This is a genomic window from Flavobacterium sp. RHBU_3 (assembly GCF_046613565.1).
In the GTDB taxonomy this organism is placed as follows: Bacteria; Bacteroidota; Bacteroidia; order Flavobacteriales; family Flavobacteriaceae; genus Flavobacterium.
This window is the reverse complement of sequence record NZ_JBKJHC010000005.1, coordinates 288,099-306,466: the sequence shown is the minus strand read 5'-3', so window position 1 is coordinate 306,466 and position 18,368 is coordinate 288,099. Positions and strand designations below refer to the sequence as shown.

The 18,368-nt window shown below is 43.6% G+C and carries 15 protein-coding genes and 1 tRNA gene; all 16 read right to left on the bottom strand.

The genetic code is table 11. The features are described 5' to 3' along the window. Positions 1-9: 9 nt before the first annotated feature. Complete coding sequence (locus ACLI1A_RS09545) at positions 10-1,308, bottom strand: flavin monoamine oxidase family protein (RefSeq protein ID WP_411408420.1); 1,299 nt, start codon at positions 1,306-1,308, stop codon at positions 10-12. A gap of 94 nt (positions 1,309-1,402) precedes the next feature. Continuing rightward, positions 1,403-1,474 (bottom strand) — tRNA-Arg (locus tag ACLI1A_RS09540). Between the two features lie 83 nt (positions 1,475-1,557). Further along, positions 1,558-2,007 (bottom strand): GatB/YqeY domain-containing protein, encoded by a 450-nt coding sequence (locus ACLI1A_RS09535; RefSeq protein WP_411408419.1) that lies wholly within the window; start codon positions 2,005-2,007, stop codon positions 1,558-1,560. Positions 2,008-2,096: 89 nt separating this feature from the next. Beyond that, positions 2,097-4,226 (bottom strand): cell division protein FtsZ, encoded by a 2,130-nt coding sequence (gene ftsZ, locus ACLI1A_RS09530; RefSeq protein ID WP_411408418.1) that lies wholly within the window; start codon positions 4,224-4,226, stop codon positions 2,097-2,099. 12 nt (positions 4,227-4,238) lie between these two features. After that, positions 4,239-5,678: a cell division protein FtsA gene (gene ftsA / locus ACLI1A_RS09525; protein ID WP_411408417.1), complete on the bottom strand. Its 1,440-nt coding sequence runs from the start codon at positions 5,676-5,678 to the stop codon at positions 4,239-4,241. A 4-nt stretch (positions 5,679-5,682) separates the two neighbouring features. Beyond that, the gene (locus ACLI1A_RS09520) at positions 5,683-6,405 is read right to left on the bottom strand and encodes a cell division protein FtsQ/DivIB (RefSeq protein WP_411408416.1); all 723 of its coding nucleotides are present in this window, start codon (positions 6,403-6,405) and stop codon (positions 5,683-5,685) included. After that, positions 6,392-7,741: a UDP-N-acetylmuramate--L-alanine ligase gene (gene murC, locus ACLI1A_RS09515; RefSeq protein ID WP_411408415.1), complete on the bottom strand. Its 1,350-nt coding sequence runs from the start codon at positions 7,739-7,741 to the stop codon at positions 6,392-6,394. Before murC ends, ACLI1A_RS09520 begins: the two co-directional genes overlap by 14 nt. Before the next feature lie 163 nt (positions 7,742-7,904). Continuing rightward, a complete protein-coding gene (gene murG, locus ACLI1A_RS09510; protein WP_411408414.1) occupies positions 7,905-8,999 on the bottom strand; it encodes an undecaprenyldiphospho-muramoylpentapeptide beta-N-acetylglucosaminyltransferase in 1,095 nt (364 codons plus the stop codon). Between the two features lie 127 nt (positions 9,000-9,126). Further along, the gene (locus ACLI1A_RS09505; protein WP_411408413.1) at positions 9,127-10,434 is read right to left on the bottom strand and encodes an FtsW/RodA/SpoVE family cell cycle protein; all 1,308 of its coding nucleotides are present in this window, start codon (positions 10,432-10,434) and stop codon (positions 9,127-9,129) included. Positions 10,435-10,462: 28 nt separating this feature from the next. Further along, positions 10,463-11,794 carry a UDP-N-acetylmuramoyl-L-alanine--D-glutamate ligase gene (gene murD / locus ACLI1A_RS09500; protein ID WP_411408412.1) on the bottom strand — a complete coding sequence of 444 codons (1,332 nt, stop codon included), beginning with the start codon at positions 11,792-11,794 and terminating at the stop codon, positions 10,463-10,465. A 1-nt stretch (position 11,795) separates the two neighbouring features. Continuing rightward, positions 11,796-13,022, bottom strand: coding sequence for a phospho-N-acetylmuramoyl-pentapeptide-transferase (gene mraY, locus ACLI1A_RS09495; protein ID WP_411408411.1), 1,227 nt, complete (start codon positions 13,020-13,022; stop codon positions 11,796-11,798). A 9-nt stretch (positions 13,023-13,031) separates the two neighbouring features. Further along, entirely contained in the window at positions 13,032-14,492 is a 1,461-nt protein-coding gene (locus ACLI1A_RS09490; RefSeq protein WP_411408445.1) for a UDP-N-acetylmuramoyl-L-alanyl-D-glutamate--2,6-diaminopimelate ligase, read from the bottom strand. After that, on the bottom strand, positions 14,492-16,495 hold the full coding sequence (locus ACLI1A_RS09485; protein WP_411408410.1) for a penicillin-binding protein: 2,004 nt from the start codon (positions 16,493-16,495) through the stop codon (positions 14,492-14,494). The genes ACLI1A_RS09490 and ACLI1A_RS09485 overlap by 1 nt, the downstream gene beginning before the upstream one ends. Then, complete coding sequence (locus ACLI1A_RS09480; RefSeq protein WP_411408409.1) at positions 16,486-16,833, bottom strand: FtsL-like putative cell division protein; 348 nt, start codon at positions 16,831-16,833, stop codon at positions 16,486-16,488. The genes ACLI1A_RS09485 and ACLI1A_RS09480 overlap by 10 nt, the downstream gene beginning before the upstream one ends. An 11-nt stretch (positions 16,834-16,844) precedes the next feature. Further along, complete coding sequence (gene rsmH / locus ACLI1A_RS09475; RefSeq protein WP_411408408.1) at positions 16,845-17,750, bottom strand: 16S rRNA (cytosine(1402)-N(4))-methyltransferase RsmH; 906 nt, start codon at positions 17,748-17,750, stop codon at positions 16,845-16,847. Next, a complete protein-coding gene (gene mraZ / locus ACLI1A_RS09470; protein WP_411408407.1) occupies positions 17,728-18,201 on the bottom strand; it encodes a division/cell wall cluster transcriptional repressor MraZ in 474 nt (157 codons plus the stop codon). Before mraZ ends, rsmH begins: the two co-directional genes overlap by 23 nt. Positions 18,202-18,368 lie beyond the last annotated feature (167 nt).

Here is an 18,368-nt window from a genome sequence, read left to right as displayed (position 1 = left end):
TATCCTTATTTAATTTTCATTAAGTAACCTTTCGGCTACATCCCTGCCGCTGGTTAATGCTGCCTCTACGGTACCCATAGCAGCACCCTCATAAAGATATTCTCCTGCAAAATATATAGTATTGTTTACGGGCTGTTGCAATGTTTTGCGCGCTTGTGGGCTTTCTACTATGTCATAAGCATAAGAACCGCGGGTAAATGGCTCGGTATGCCAGTTAGCCACTTCGCATGCTGTGAGGTTACCCTTTACTATCTCAATACCGAAAACCGCGCTCAGGGATTTCAATGTAACGTCCAAAATATCATCATTACTCATCGTTGCGATTGCAAATGCAGGCGGTCCTCCGAGCCAGCCGGTTAGTAAAGGCCTGCGCGATGGACTTTGTGTCCAGTAGGTTGGTATGGTTTCATCGGTAAAGAGGAAACCCATAGTAGAAAGGTCTGATTCCCGTGAATGTATAATATGGTTTTCCCAAAATAAAGTATCAAACTCCAGCAGTATTTTTATAACCGAACCAAAACCAATATTTCGGAATGCCTGGGTTTGTACAGGCAAAGGCGGATTAAATAAAACTGCCCCTTCTTCATTTTCAGAAGCCTGCAAAACACCTAAAGGTAGGGCAACTATTAACTTCTCTGCTGTATATAGGTCGCCGGTTGTAGTTACTATTTCTACCCCATTGTTTGTATGGTTAATAGTACGGGCTACTGCATTAAGAAAAATCTCATTCCCGGCATCAGTACAAACAGATGCAAGATAGTTCATCAATACACCATACCCGCCTGTAATACGATGCTGTTCATCTTCGTTTTCATGGTTCCACTCGTTTCGAAGGGCAAAAGCACTGGCAATGTCACTATCGGCAGTGTCGTAACCTGCTACATAGTTTTCTATCTGCGTGCGCATCAGCGCGTGCGCATCTCCCGAAAAATATTGCTCCATAAAATGGGCAATGGGCATATCGTGCTCTAACATATTGAGCCTCTCCAAAAAAACTTCAAAGCCTTGTATAAACTCATAGCTTTGCTCAAACTCATTGTTACGATAGTGCCACATTTCAAAATCAACGCCAGTGGTTCCTATACCGGCTTCATTAAGTAATTGTAATGTCACAGGCAGATTGCCGTGTACAAACTCGGCCCCCAACTCCGTCACCTCAGAAAAATCGCCCATAATCGTATGTATGCGGCCACCTATGCGGTTACGAGCCTCCAAAACAATTACTTTTTTCCCGGATTTAGACAAAAGAGATGCAGCCATAAGTCCTGCTGCTCCAGCGCCTATTATAATAACATCAGTCTTTTTCATTGGAAAAATATGTGACGGAAAGGTAATAATTTATGCTAAAACACCGGTAAATGAAAAAGCCATAACTTTTTAAAAAAGTCATGGCTTTTATGTGTGACCCCATCGGGATTCGAACCCAAATCGTCAGAACCGGAATCTGATATTCTATCCATTGAACTATGGAGCCAAGATTTTTTGTTTCAGGTTTAAAGTTTCAGGTTCTATACAGAACGGCAATCAACTTGAAACTTTAAACCTTAAACAAAACTCTTATGATAAAACCTTCTTCACTAAAGTAGAAATGGTTTTACCATCGGCAGTACCGGCAAGCTCTTTATTAGCTATACCCATAACTTTGCCCATATCGGCCATGCCGTTAAAGCCGTTTTCAGCCACAATGCGGCGTATAACTACTTCAACTTCTTCCTCGCTTAGCTGAGCCGGAAGGAATTTCTCTATTACAGCAGCTTGTGCAAGCTCAGGATCGGCAAGATCCTGACGGCCCTGCTGAATGTATATAGCAGCGCTATCCTTACGCTGTTTAACCAGTTTTTGCAGTAGCTTTATTTCTTCCTCGGCAGATACTTCTTCTTTAGCTCCGCTTTCGGTTTGTGCTAAAAGAAGGCCTGATTTTATTGCCCTTAGCGACTCCAATGCTACTGTATCTTTCTCTTTCATGGCTGCTTTCATAGCGTCCATAATCTGTGATTGCAAACTCATAAACCTTGATTTTAATGTGCCCGCGAAGATAAAAAAATAACCCGAAAATATTGTTATATTTCCGGGTTAAGGTTCACATTTGGGTTAGTTTAATCTACGTTGTCATGAAGGAACGAATTGTTCGACCTCAGTTGCAGGTCATTGTTGCTGTCTAATCCCAGCGACAGGCGCGACCTGTTATTATCATTACGCGTTTCGTTAAGGTCTACCCCCATACGCTTGTAAGCAGGCTCCTTTTCAAACTCGTCTATTCTTGAGTTATGGAACTTATAATTAAATTCCTTCATCTTCCTTCTGCGTTCCTCAGCCCTTAGCCTAAGGGTTTCTTCAATGGTCATTTCCACCGGAGAAATATCCTCAGCTGTAGGAGGAGTAAACCTCGGTGCCACAGGCTCTGCCGGCATTACAGGCTGCTGCGCTACAGGTTGTTGAACTTGCACAGGCTGCTGCTGTACTGGCTGTGGTTGTACAGGTTCTGCCTTTGGTTCTTCCGCTACAGGCTCAAATATATTCCTAAGTGTAAACTGAAGCTCTTCAGACACCGGTTCTTGTACAACCTTAGCTGCAGGCTTAGAGTTTAGCAGTTCATTTTCTTTTTCAAGGTAGTCCTCAAGAGAATAACGAATAACACCACTTTCATTCACTTCAGTTACCGGAACCACATTTACTGGCTCGCTTACTGTAATGTTACGCATTTCGTCCGTAAGGCTGAACAGTAATTTCTCCTCGCTTTTGGCATTATTTACAGAAAGGTCAAAAGAAAATGCAAACTGCTCTTCTTTCTTTTCTACGATAACAAACTCCGGGTCTATTACCTCTATATCCCTTACGTCTTTAATTACAGGCTGAGAAAAAGCTTTAAAAACCGGAGCTGCCTCTTGTACTGGCTGTACCTGCTGCACTACCTGTACCGGCACTTCAGCAACAGGAACTACAATAGTTTCCTGCTCAGGAGCCACTATTTCAAAGAATACGTCAAGATTATTGATGTGCTCTGAAGTGGGCTCAGCCATCACTTCAGCTATCGGCTTTTTTTCCTCAACTTCCTCCTCAAGCGTAAACACGATTTTTTCTTCAACAACCGGCTCAGGGGTTACTTCTACTTTCGGCTGCTCTATGGCAGTAGAAAAGTCGAATGCCTGTACCGTTCTCTTAGTAAGATCGTGCACCATTTTTTGCTCTTCTTCAAGGGCATGCACTATCTTTTTAGGTTCAGTATTTACAATCTCATTTTGCTGTTCCAGGTTAAAACCGGTAGCAATCACCGTTACGGCAATAGCATCGCCCAGGCTTTCGTCTTCGCCCACACCCATAATGATGTTAGCGTTAAACCCTGCTTCGCTTTGTATGTGGTCGTTTATTTCACCTATTTCGTCAATGGTAATCTCGGTAGTACCCGAAACAATAAGCAACAGTACGTTCTTAGCACCGTTAATCTTGTTATCGTTTAGTAGCGGACTATCAAGCGCTGCAACAATAGCGTCTTTGGCACGGCAATCGCCCGAAGACAATGCCGAACCCATTATAGCTGTACCACTGTTACTTAGTACCGTTTTAGCATCTTTAAGGTCAATGTTTTGTGTATAGTGGTGTGTAATTACCTCTGCTATACCGCGCGACGCCGTGGCTAACACCTCGTCTGCCTTAGAGAAACCGGCTTTAAAGCCAAGGTTACCATACACCTCCCTAAGCTTATTGTTATTAATAACAATAAGCGAGTCTACCTGCTTGCGCAGACGCTCTACCCCCTTCATAGCCTGCTCAGTACGTACCCTTCCTTCAAACTGGAACGGAATGGTAACAATACCCACAGTAAGGATATCGCGCTCTTTAGCCAGCTGGGCAATAACAGGGGCAGCACCGGTACCGGTACCGCCACCCATACCTGCTGTAATAAAAAGCATCTTGGTATTGGTGTCGAGCATTTGCTCTATTTCTTCTATACTTTCAAGAGCCGACTGCTGGCCTACTTCAGGATTAGCACCCGCGCCAAGGCCTTCGGTAAGGTTAAGGCCCAACTGTATTTTGTTGGGTACCGGACTGTTTTGCAATGCCTGGCTGTCTGTGTTACAAACAACAAAATCTACGCCTTTAATGCCCTGCCTAAACATGTGGTTGATAGCGTTACTACCGCCTCCGCCTACTCCTATTACCTTGATTACGTTCGACTGGTTTTTAGGTAAGTCAAACGAAATACTTCCAAAATCTGTATTCATCATAATCAACGGGTTTTATTCTGCGTTATCTAAAAAATCTTTAATCTTATCTATATACTTGTCAAAGAATGACCTCTTCACTTTCTTCTCAGTCGATTCATTAACAATACTCATGTCTTCTTTTGGTGCTGCTACAGTTTCCAGTACAGGCTCCTCTACTTTGGCAGCTATTTGTGCCGCTACAGGTACAGGTGTTTCTACAGCGTTTACAACCGGTGCCGCTACAGGCTGCTGACGTACTACCGGCTGGTACACCGGTTTTTGCATCTCTACAAGCGGAGTAGCACTTTGTGTATTGTTTCGCAGGCTGTTCATTACAAGTCCCACTGCCGTTGCATATAGCGGGCTCGAAATTTCCTCACCTGATTTACCAGCAAGGTGTTCGTTAGGGTAACCTATACGGGTATCCATGCCAGTTATGTATTCTACAAGTTGCTTTATATGTTTCAGTTCAGATCCACCGCCTGTAAGTACAATACCGGCAATAAGCTTCTTGCGTGGATCTTCATGTCCGTAAGCTTTAATCTCGGCAAATACCTGCTCTATGATTTCCACCACACGGGCGTGGATTATCTTAGAAAGGTTTTTAAGCGAAATTTCCTTTGGCTCACGTCCGCGAAGACCAGGGATAGAAACAATCTCGTTGTCTTTGTTTTCACCCGGCCAAGCTGAACCGAATTTTACTTTAAGCAGTTCGGCCTGTTTTTCTATAATAGAGCAACCTTCCTTAATATCATCGGTTATTACATTACCACCAAATGGTATTACTGCTGTATGGCGTATAATGCCGTCTTTAAATATAGCAAGGTCGGTAGTACCGCCACCTATATCGATAAGCGCTACACCTGCTTCTTTTTCTTCCTGGCTAAGTACCGCATCAGACGACGCAAGTGGCTCCAGCGTTAAACCCGAAAGGTCTAAGCCTGCACTTTTAATGCATCGGCCTACGTTACGGATGCTCGATGCCTGCCCCACCACCACGTGGAAACTGGCCTCAAGCCTGCCGCCGTACATACCAATAGGTTCTTTTATTTCGTTTTGACCGTCTATTTTAAATTCCTGAGGCAATACATGTATTATTTCTTCACCCGGCAGCATGGCCAGTTTGTGCACCTGATTAATAAGCAGGTCAATATCAGCATCGCCTATTACCTCTTCAGGATTGCTCCTGCTTATGTAATCGCTGTGCTGTATACTGCGTATGTGCTGGCCGGCTATACCCACCACCACATCATTAATACGGTAGCCGCTGTTTGCTTCGGCTTCCTGTACCGCCTGCTGAATAGATTGAATGGTCTGGGTAATGTTATTCACCACGCCACGGGCTACCCCAAGGCTTTTCGATTTTCCGATGCCCAGGATTTCCAGCTTGCCATACTCATTCTTCTTACCTATCATCGCTACGATCTTCGTAGTACCGATGTCTAAACCTACTGCAATGCTCTCTCTTTCCATATCTCTATTTTTTGGTGCACACCACCTGCTCTGTAAACTTCAGGTTGATGGTTTTGTAATTTTCTATCAACGTATCCTTGGTAGCGTCCTGCAAAAACGCTTTATAATTTTTAAACTTCCTGTCTATGTTTACCGGGCCGCCAAACAAAATATCGTAGCTGTACCCCCGCGTACTCATAGTAATGTAGCCGGTAGACATTACTGAAATCCCTGTGATGTTCTTCCTTAAAAAGTCATCATCATAAATATAATTCAGCAGTTCTTTTAGCTTCTTACGGTCTAGTTTATTAAAATCGCCTGTTAACAATGGTACTCTTGCCGTTTCACTTTCACTAAGCGGCATTGCTTTTCCGCCATAGTCTATGTAATACGATTTTGTACCCTGAAATGCTCTGGCCACCGGTTGCTTTTGTGTTATTTCCGCTATCAGTTTCCCATCTACTGTAGCGTAAACCTTTGCCCGGCCAACCATCGGATTTGCACTGATAGTTTTTTCCACCTTATTCAAATCTAACTGAACTTTCTTTATGGTGTTAACAGGACCAAAATTTTGTATTAACAACTTATTAACCGCGTCTTTTGTTATAAATTTATCATTATCGGCAAAAAATATCTCGGCTTTTTCAAGATTCCTCTGTTCATTGCGCTTCCCTGTAAAAGCATACAGAAACACCGTAACACACAGTATTGCTATCAGCCTTATGTTTGCCCAATCAATATTTTTCATCTAACATTGCCTTAATATCTCCTACCATTTCTCCTATATCACCTGCCCCTATGGTAATAATAACCCGGGCATCTGTTTGCTTAAGCAGCGGTAGCAATTCTTCTTTGCTTACCAGCTTCTTATTCGGGTTCTCTATCTTATCCAGCAACCACTGGCTGGTTATTCCTTCTATAGGTAATTCCCTTGCCGGATAGATGTCTAACAATACAATATTTTCAAACTGCCCCAGGCTTTTTGCAAAGCCATCGGCAAAATCCCTTGTGCGGCTGAACAGGTGTGGCTGAAATACCGCCAGTACCTTATCATTTGGGTACAGCTCGCTTACCGCCTGGTACACCGCATTTATCTCTGTAGGGTGGTGCGCATAGTCGTCTATATACACCAGCTCCTTTTCTTTTATCTGGTAACTAAACCTGCGCCTTACGCCTTTAAAGCTTGCCAACGCCGATTTTATATCCTCACCCGAAACACCGTATGTCCTTGCCATGGCTAAAGCCAAAGTAGCATTGGTAAGGTTGTGGTGGCCCGGCAAACCGAAACGTATATCGGTTATGGTTTCTTCCGGGGTTACAACGTCAAACACATACCAGCTGTCTTCTATACGGATGTTCTGTGCCGAAAATTGCCCTTCACCAACTCCCACGGTAACACCTTCAAGTGGAAGCCCCTTAACTACAAACAGCTTGCTTTTGTCTTCCACCTTGTCGGCAAACTCACGGAACGATGCTTCTATCGAAGCGGTATCTCCATAAATATCCAGGTGGTCGGCATCCATACTCGTCACACAGGCAATATCCGGGTGCAGGTGTAAAAACGAACGGTCAAACTCGTCGGCTTCCGCTACAGTAACCGTTTTGCCACTGCCTATAAGGTTAGAGTTGTAGTTTTCTACAACTCCGCCTATAAAGGCTGTAACGTCTACGCCACTCTGGTACAGTATGTGCCCCAGTATACTGCTGGTAGTGGTTTTGCCATGCGTACCGGCCACCGCAAAAGAGTACGTACCCTTAGTGATGATACCCAGTACCTCGGCGCGTTTTTTAACCACAAAACCGTTATCCAGGAAATAGTTCCACTCAGTGTGGTGCTTAGGCACCGCCGGGGTTACTACTACCAGTGTATTTTCTTTATCAAGGAACGAATCTTCAATCAATGCTGTGCTGTCGTCAAAGTGAATGTTTATCCCTTCGGCTACCAGCTCTTCTGTAAGATGGGTTGGGGTTTTGTCATAACCCGCTACATTTTTGCCTATGAACTTAAAATAGCGTGCAATGGCACTCATACCTATGCCGCCAATACCAATAAAATAGACATTTTTAATGTTTGCTAATTCCATCTTTTTTTAAGCTGCTGAGCACCTGAGTCCTTTAGCTTCTTAGCTATTTTCGGGACACCGGCATTCAGCTTATTTTTATTCTTTAGCCGGCTATTTAAGTACGTTATCTTATAACTTAAATCCGGAATTTATCTTCTGTTTCCCTGCTCAGTAACTAAGTAGCTTAGCGGCTCAGCAGCTTTACAATCTCTTCAACAATATCGTTGGTGGCATTTACCTTTGCCAGCCCTTTTATGTTTCCAGCCAAAGCTGCCTGCTTTTCGGTATTGCTTACCAAATCCGTAAACACCGGTTGAAACTCGGCTTCAAGCTGTGGCTCCTTCATCAATAATGCCCCTCCTTTATCTACAATAGCCTGCGCATTTTTGGTCTGGTGGTCTTCCGCTACGTTTGGCGACGGTATAAAAATTACCGGTTTGCCCACAATACAAAGCTCAGACACTGATGATGCCCCTGCCCGTGATATTACAAAATCTGCCGCAGCGTAAACCAAATCCATCCTGTCTATGAACGAAAGCACCTGAACCCCGTCTTTATCGCCATGATGACGGTATTCGTCAAAATAAAGCTTACCACACTGCCATATTACCTGCACACCTTGTGCCTGTATAAAAGCAAGCTCTTTATCAATAAGCTGGTTTATGCGGCGCGCGCCAAGGCTACCTCCTAATACCAACAATGTTTTTTTATTCGGGTCGAGACCAAAACGTGTTACGGCTTCATCTCTCTTATCTGCTGTACCTATCAGGTCCTGCCTTACAGGATTACCGGTAAAAACAATTTTCTCAGCAGGAAAAAACTTATCCAGGTTGTCGTAGGCTACACATATTTTGCTTGCCCATTTAGACAACCATTTGTTTGTGATGCCCGGAAACGAATTTTGTTCCTGTACAACCACCGGCACCTTCATACCACCAGCTACCCTTAAAAGCGGACCGCTGGCAAAGCCTCCGGTACCTATAACCACATCGGGTTTAAACTTTTTTATAATACTGCGCGACTTTATAAGGCTGCATATCAATTTTAGCGGAAACAGTGCATTATCAAATGTCAGCCTGCGTTGTATACCCGCTATCCATAGACCCTCTATTTTATAACCGGCCTGTGGCACCTTTTGCATTTCCATCTTGTCGCTAGCTCCTACAAACAGGATTTCGCTTTCCGGGAAACGCGCCTTCAACTCATTAGCAATAGCTACCGCAGGGTAAATATGCCCCCCGGTTCCGCCACCGCTTAATATGAATTTAGGATTCGCCATTGTTTATTTTTAAAAGCTTCTGAGTTGCTTAGCCTCTTAGCGACTTAGTCTCTCAATACATTAATTTATTAATCTAATTTCTTTATCCCTAAAAGCTAAGAAACTCAGTTGCTCAGCGCTAAGTAGCTTACTTCATTACCGCCCTCATCGGGTTTGCAGCATCCTCAACCGAAAAAGCCGCCGGCTCTATACCTTGTGCTTCGGCTTCTTCACGCTGTTTTTCTTTCAGTATGTGTTCGTCTATCAACTGCTGAATAATCGCTTCACGCTCCAGCTTATCGGCTTCTTCCTGTGCCACCTCTTCTTCTTTTTTGGTAACACTAAGAATGATGCCTATAGATATACACGTCATCCAGATGCTACTACCCCCGCTGCTGATTAGCGGTAGCGGCTGACCCGTTACAGGAAGTAATTCAGTTGCCACACCCATATTGATGAACGCCTGAAATATGATGGGAAAACCTAATCCCACTATAAGCAGCTTACCAAAGAGCGATTTCGATTTATGTGCCTGTACCAGGAACCTGAACATCAGCATCAGGTAAAGGAACATTACCAGCAATCCGCCCAGCATACCGTATTCTTCTACTATAATAGCGAAGATAAAATCGGAAGACGACTGCGGCAGGAAGTTCTTCTGAACACTCTTACCAGGTCCCAGTCCGTATACCTGTCCGGTAGCAATGGCTATCTTGGCGTTTTCAATCTGGTAGCGGTCTTCGTTTTCATCATCACTTGCAAAACGTTCTATACGGCTCTTCCATGTTTGTACCCTACTGTTTGGTATTGCCTTAGGGAACAACATTACAAACGATATGAACAGCGCAAGCATTACGGTACTCATACCTACAACCATACCCAGGAATCGCAACGGATAACCTCCCACAAACACCAGCATACATACCATGCTGAAGATAAGTGCTGCTGTACTGAAGTTGGCCGGTAATATAAGTGCCAGTATAATAAATACCGGAATCCATAATTCAATGAGCGATGATTTAAACGTATATGCCTTATCCTGTACCTTAGCCAGGTAGCGTGCTACATACACCATAAGGACTATCATAGCCAGAGACGACGTTTGGAACGTAACCCCCACAAACGGGATTTTTATCCATCGGCTGGCATTGGCTCCGTCTATTACTGTACCCTGCAAAAAGGTATACACTAACAGCACTGCTATAAGCGGCATAAACAGTATAGAAAGCCCTTTGTAATAATGGTACGGCACTTTGTGCACCATATAAATAAGCCCGAAACCAATAAATATATGCACCAGGTGCTTAACCAAATAACCTATAACAGTGCCCTTACCTATTACATACACAAGGTTGCTGCTTGCGCTGAAAACAGGCATGAACGACACAAGGGCAAGCAATATGGCGAACGACCAGATGCCCTTATCTCCTTTCAGGTTATTGATTAATTCTTTCATTTTTTATTTTGTTCTGCAAAAACGCGTTTTACAAATTCTGTACAGCAGCCTTAAACTGTTTGCCACGGTCTTCGTAGCTTTCAAACAGGTCGAAGCTTGCACACGCCGGCGAAAGCAATACAGCATCACCTTTCTCCGCCAGCTTAGACGCTGTTTTCACAGCATCGGCCATACTGGTGGTTTCTACCATAATATCTACCACGTTACCAAAAGCGTTTACGAGTTTCTGGTTATCTACACCAAGGCACACTATGGCTTTTACTTTTTCGCGCACCAGTGCCATAAGTTCATTATAGTCGTTACCTTTATCTACACCACCTACTATCCACACGGTAGGTGTGGTCATGCTCTCAAGAGCAAAATAAGTAGAGTTAGTATTAGTAGCTTTACTGTCGTTAATGTACTCCACACCCTGAATTTTCAGCACCTTTTCCAGTCTGTGTTCTACACCCTGAAAATTAGAAAGACTTTCCCTTATGGTTTTCTTCCTTATGTTTTTAAGCTGAGCAATAGCTGTAGCTGCCATAGCATTCTTAACATTGTGTTTTCCTTCAAGTGAAAGTTCGTTTATCGACATTGTAAATTCTTTTTCAGTTATGTTGCTAATAATGGCATTGTCCTTAACATAAATCCCTTTTTTATTTTTACCTGAAAGCGAAAAAGGGATCAATTTCGCTTTGGTTTTATTTTTAGAAAGCCAGTTGTTTATGGCTTCGTCATCCGCATCATAAATCAGATAATCATCTTTAGTCTGGTTCATGGTAATACGGAACTTAGCAGCAATGTACAGGTCGTAATTGTACTCGTACCTGTCAAGGTGATCCGGGCTTATGTTGGTTATTACCGCTATATGAGGGCGGTAATCCTCTATCCCGTCCAGCTGAAAACTGCTCAATTCAAGAACATATCCTTCCACCTTGTCTTCGGCTACCTGCCAGGCAAAGCTTTTACCTATATTACCTGCCAGCCCTACATTCATTCCGCCCTGCTTAAGCAAATGGTGCGCAAGCATGGTGGTGGTGGTTTTACCGTTACTGCCCGTAATGCCTATCGTTTCTTTTTTATTAAACTGATTGGCAAATTCAATTTCCGATATTACCGGTATGCCTTTTTCCTTCAGCTTCTTTACAATGGGCGACTTATCGGGTATACCCGGGCTTTTCATCACCACATCGGCATTCAGTATTAACTCCTCAGTATGTTTTTCCTCTTCCCAGGCAAGCCTGTTCAGAGCAAGAACTTCTTTATAGTTATTTTTTATCTTCCCGAAGTCCGACAAAAAAACATCGTATCCTTTTTTCTTTCCGAGGATTGCAGTACCCACACCGCTTTCTCCGCCACCCAGTACTACCAGCCTCATATTATCTCAGTTTTAGTGATACCAGTGAAAATATTGCCAGTATGATTGCTATAATCCAGAAACGGGTTACGATTTTACTTTCGTGGTATCCCTTCTTCTGGTAGTGGTGGTGCAGCGGCGACATCAGGAATATCCTTCTGCCCTCGCCGTATTTCTTCTTTGTATATTTAAAATAACTTACCTGCAGTACTACTGATAAATTCTCGGCAAGGAAAATACCGCACAGTACCGGTATAAGTAGCTCCTTTCGCACTGCAAGTGCCAGTACTGCTATAATACCGCCTATGGTAAGGCTACCCGTATCTCCCATAAAAACAGTGGCCGGATAGGTATTGTACCACAGGAAGCCTATGAGCGACCCGCCAAAGGCCGCTATGTACACTGTCATTTCACCGGAGTTAGGGATGTACATTATATTGAGGTAATTACTAAAAATGATGTTACCCGAAACGAATGCAAAAATCCCGAGGGTGAGCACCGCTATGGCACTGGTGCCTGCCGCGAGTCCGTCTATACCATCAGTAAGATTAGCACCGTTACTTACTGCTGTAATGATAAATATCACTACAGGAATAAATATCAGCCAAGCCCATTTGGTATAGTCACCTCCCATAAATGATAATGCCTCGGCATAGTCAAATTCATTGTTTTTAAAGAACGGTATGGTAGTAGCCGTAGATTTTTCTTCTACAGGCGCCTGTACAATTACATTTCGGCCCTGCTGATATTGTACAATAGGAGCACTATCAGTACGCACGGTAACCCCCGGGTGAAAGTAAAGCACGTAGCCTACTATTAGCCCCAGGCCTACCTGCCCCACTACTTTAAACTTACCCTTAAGCCCCTCTTTATCCTTTTTATGTACCTTAAGGTAATCATCAAGGAAGCCTATGGTACCCATCCATAATGTGGTAACAATAAGCAGTACTATATAAATATTATCAAGCTTGGCCAACAGTAATACCGGCACCAGTGTAGAGAATATAATAATAAGCCCTCCCATGGTAGGTGTACCTGCCTTTTGGCTTTGTCCCTCAAGACCCAGATCGCGCACGGTTTCACCTATTTGCTGACGGCGCAGGAAATTGATAATCCTTTTTCCGAATATGGTAGAAAGGAGTAGCGACAGTATTACTGCCAGTCCTGAACGAAACGTAATGTACTGAAACACCCCGGTACCTGGAACATCCCACTGTTTGTCTAAAAACTGAAATAGATAATAAAGCATACTATCGCGCTATTTATTTAATTGGCTTAATAATTCTTTTACCACCTGCATGTCATCAAAATCGTACTTTACTCCTTTAATTTCCTGGTAGGTCTCATGGCCTTTGCCGGCTATAAGTATAATATCGTTTGGCTTAGCCAGCTGGCATGCCAGCTTTATTGCCTGTTTACGATCTATGATCGCTACTGTTTTTTTATAGTTTTGAGGCTCTACGCCTTTTTCCATGTCTTCAATAATATCTTCGGGCACCTCACTACGCGGATTATCGCTGGTAAAGATGGCCTGATCGCTCATATCGCTGGCTATCTTAGCCATTTCCGGGCGCTTGGTCTTATCCCTGTCTCCGCCACAGCCTACTACTGTTATAAGCTTTTCATTGCGTGTGCGGATGTTTTCTATAGTATTCAGCACATTCTCCAATGCATCGGGCGTATGGGCATAATCTACAATAGCCGTAATGTTTGTAGGCGACACTATAAACTGAAACCTACCGCTTACGCTTTCCAGCTCGCTCATCAGCCTTAGCACCTCTTGCTCCTCAAGACCAAGATTTACAGCAGCGCCGTATATAGCCAGTAGGTTATACGCGTTAAACGTACCAATAAGCTTTACCCAAACTTCCTGACCGTTTATTTTTAAAAGCAGGCCGGAAAGTTGGTTTTCCAATATCTGCGCTTTATAATCGGCGTATGTTTTAAGACCGTAGGTAAGCTTTTTAGCAAGTGTGTTTTGCAGCATTACCAGCCCGTTCTTATCGTCTACATTTGATATAGCAAATGCTGTCTTTGGCAAATTATCGAAGAACGATTTCTTTACATCCCTGTACTCTGCAAACGTGGCATGATAGTCCAGGTGGTCATGAGACAGGTTTGTAAAAATACCTCCTGTAAACAGGAGCCCGCTGGTGCGGTGCTGGTGTATGCCATGGCTGCTTACTTCCATAAAGCAATAATCGCAACCGTTGTCTACCATTTCGCGCAGGTACTTATTTATACTTAGCGAATCGGGAGTTGTATGCGTGGCAGGATATTCCTTATCATCTACCATTACCTTTACGGTACTCAGCAAACCTGTTTTAAACCCCGCATTTTTAAACAGCTGGTACAGCAGTGTAGCTATGGTGGTTTTACCGTTTGTACCGGTTACCCCTACAAGCTTCAGGCTCTCAGACGGATTACCGTAATAGTTTGCCGCCATAAATGCCAATGCAGCATGGGTATTAGCCACTACTACATAAGTAACACCTTCTGCAACCACCTCCGGAAGCTCCTCGCAAATAATTGCTGTAGCTCCCATGCTTATTGCCTTGTCTATAAAACTATGGCCGTCGCTTACCGTACCCCTTATGGCTACAAAAGTATCGCCCGTCTCCAGCTTACGGGAGTCGAACTCTATTTTACCCACAGGTATATCGGTAGCGCCTTTTACCTGCTCTAAGGATACTTTATATAATATGTCGCGCAATAGCATCACGATAATTCCAGTATTACAGTTTGGTTCTTACGAATTGATTGTCCCGGCGAAAGCGACTGCTTTTTTACTTTACCAGAACCTTTTATTTCCACCTTCAGCCCCATATTACCCAGCATAGCTACAGCATCCATGCCTGCCATACCCAGCATATTTGGCATTATATTACTCTTATTCTTGTTTTCCTTATCATAGTAAGCAGCATACAACTGCTCCTGTTTTTTTATGTTTTTATCCAGCTGCTGCACCTTGTTTGTAGAAGGCACATCGGTAAATATCTTTTGTGCTATCCTTCTAAACACCGGCCCAGCTACGTCTGCTCCGTAATAGCCTTTTGCCACATGTGGCTTGTGCACCACCACTATACACGAGTACTGCGGTTCATCGGCAGGGAAATACCCCACAAAAGACGAAGAATAATACATTTCGCCATTGGTTTTACCCTTACCGTAGTTTACCTGCGCTGTACCCGTTTTACCGGCCATACTAAAGTTGGGCGAATACAGCTTAGAAGCCGTACCCTTTTTAACCACATTCTGCATAATCGCCTTAACCTGCTTAATGGTTCCCGGTGAGCATATTTTAGGGTTTATCACCTCTTTATCATACTTCTTTATGGTTTTGTCCCAGCCTTTTATTTCCTGAACAAAAAGCGGACGCACCAGTTCGCCGTTATTAGCTATACCATTATAAAAAGCAAGCGTTTGCAGCGGTGTAAGCTTAAGCCCATAACCAAAGCCCATCCACGGAAGTGTAAGCTTAGACCAACGTTTATCGTCGGGCCTCAGGAATGCCGGCATTCCCTCACCTTTAAGCGAAACACCTAACCTGTGGGTGATACCAAAAGCATCGAGCCTTTTGTAAAAATCCTTTGGGTCGTTCTTGTAACTGTTATACAAAGCCTGCGTAAGCACTGTATTGCTTGACAGTTCGAAACCACGTGCAAGTGATATTTTACCGTACCCTCCTTTGTGAGAGTCTTCTACTGTTTTTCCAAAGAACTTTACTTTACCACCATTGGTGTCGTACACCTGCGCTGTATCTACCTTTCCATCCTCTAACATAGCTACTAAGGCAGCAAGCTTAAAGGTAGAACCCGGTTCCTGGCTTTCGCCCACGGCATAGTTCACCGTTTCGTAGTACGACCCGTCGGTAGCGCGACCCAGGTTACTTATAGCCCTTACATAACCGGTTTTGGTTTCCATAACCACCACACAGCCATGATCGGCCTCATAATATTCCAGCTGCTTTAAAAGAGCATGGTGCGCTATATCCTGTATATAAACATTCAAAGAACTTATAACATCGTAGCCATCTACAGGATCCACCTCATTAACATCACTTATCGGCTTCCACTGGTTCTTGGCTATCTTCTGCATCATGTGGCGGCCATCCTTACCCTTAAGATACTCGGCATAAGCCCCTTCAACACCCACATAAAGCACCTCTCCATCTTCATCTACACGCTCGTACCCCACGGTACGCTCAGCTATTTTACCTATCGGATGCTCACGTACTATCTTTTGTTTTACGATAAGTCCGCCTTTGTACGGCCCCAACTTAAACAACGGAAAGCTTTTCAGCTCCATCAGCTCAGGATAACTAAGCCCTTTGGCTATAAGCACAAATCGCTTGTTTCCCCTGCGGGCATTGCGAAGCTTTTTCTCATAATCTTCAGATGCACCACCCAACATTTTTTCGAGCGAAACAGACAGCGGCCCTACAAATTGCTGAAAATCCTTTTCCTTAGGAGCCACGGCATCAAACCTCACCGTATAATTTGGCACCGATGTAGCCAAAAGGCTGCCATCACTACTGTACAGGTTACCCCTGTTAGCCGGTATAACCGAATCGTTTACCGTACGTTCTTTAGCAAGCCTGCGATAACTATCACCTTCTACCCACTGTATATTAAAGAGCTTTACAGAAACAAGGATAGCCATTACCACAAGGGCAAAGGCTACTACATATATCCGCAATGACTTTTTATCTTCTACTGCCATAACCGCTCAAAAAATCCTTCTTCCTTCTTCTTGGCCACCACTATTTTTTCCGGAGGGGTTGTTGCCGGGTAAATACCCCTTGGCTCCATTTTTGCCGCCACCGTACTTTCCATTTTCAGTTCCATCAGCTCGCTGCGGCGTGCTACAAACTCTGCCCGCAACTTCTGTATCTCATCCTTCATCTCACTTATGCGGTACACCTTCTTCTCATAATTATGAGAGTTAGCTACCATAAGCATTGCCACAAAAACCAGAAACAGTATAAAGCGCCAGTTTTTCATGGAGCCCTGGTCTACCAGATATTTTGCCTTAAGCAAGCTGTATACACCACCTTTCATAACCTGTTTCTTTATAATTTTTCAGCCACCCTAAGCTTAGCACTTCGGGCCCTGTTATTTATTGCAATTTCTTCTTCTGTAGGCACTATTAGTTTTTCAATGCTTTTAAACGGCACCTCAAACCTGCCAAACATATCGCGCTCAGGCTCACCCTCAAACATGCCGTTTCGCACAAAACGCTTTACCAGCCTGTCTTCAAGCGAGTGGTAGCTTATAACACTAAGCCTGCCACCCGGCTTAAGCACCTCAAGGCTTTGTTCTAAAAACTCCTTAAGCACCTCTACCTCCTGGTTTACCTCTATACGTATAGCCTGATAAATCTGCGCCAGTATTTTGTTGCTTTTATGCGCCGGAAGAAACTTAGCCAACACCTGTTTTAATTCACCAGTGTTCTTTATCGGCTTTTCTTTTCTTGCCACACCTATAGTATAAGCAAGCGCTCCTGCATTTTTTAGTTCACCATAATCAAAGAACACCTTCTTAAGATCTTTCTCATCGTAGTCGTTAACCACCTTATAAGCATCAAGATCGTTTTTCTTGCTCATCCTCATGTCCAGTTCAGCATCAAAACGGGTACTAAACCCGCGCTCTGCTACATCAAACTGGTGTGATGAAACACCAAAATCTCCCAGTATACCGTCTACCTCTTTTATACCATAAAACCTAAGGTATCTTTTTAGGAACCTGAAGTTTTCCGGTATCAGGGTAAAACGCTCATCATCTATTACATTTGCCTGAGCATCTTCATCCTGATCAAAAGCAAACAACCTTCCGTTCGGCCCCAGCCTCTTCATTATCTCTCTTGAGTGTCCGCCACCACCAAAGGTTACATCCACATATACACCATCAGGCTTTATATTGAGTCCGTCTACTGTTTCTTTTAGCAATACGGGGTTATGATATTCCATCTTCGTCATCCATTATATTACCCATCACATCTTCAGCCAGGCTTGCAAAGTCTTCATCAGAAATCGCTATCGAGGCTTCGTATCGGCCCTTATCCCAAACCTCCACAATACTTACCGCCGAACTTAGCACCACATCTCCTTCTATTCCGGCAAATACCGCAAGGTCTTTTGGTATCAGCAACCTTCCGGCAGCATCCATTTCTATCACTCTTACCCCAGCAGTAAACGCCCTGATGAAGTCGTTGTTCTTTTTCACAAAACGATTCAACTTATTCAGCTTCCTCATTTCCTTATCCCACTCCGCCATAGGGTAAAGCTCAAGACATTTCTGGAAAACCGACCTCTTCAGCACGAATCCCTGACCCAAACCTTCGTGCAATTGCTTCTTCAAAGGAGCAGGCAGCATTAGCCTTCCTTTGTTATCAGCTTTACATTCATATGTCCCGACTATGGTATTCAAGCAGTTAGATATTAGGTCTTCTTAAAGCAAAAATAAAAAAATATTACCACAATTTCCCACCACCTTACACATTGTTGATAAGTTTTACCACCACGCTTAAATTTCAGGGTTTTAGCCCAAAAAATAAAAACCAAGCTTCGATTAAAAAATACACACCAAAATCAAGT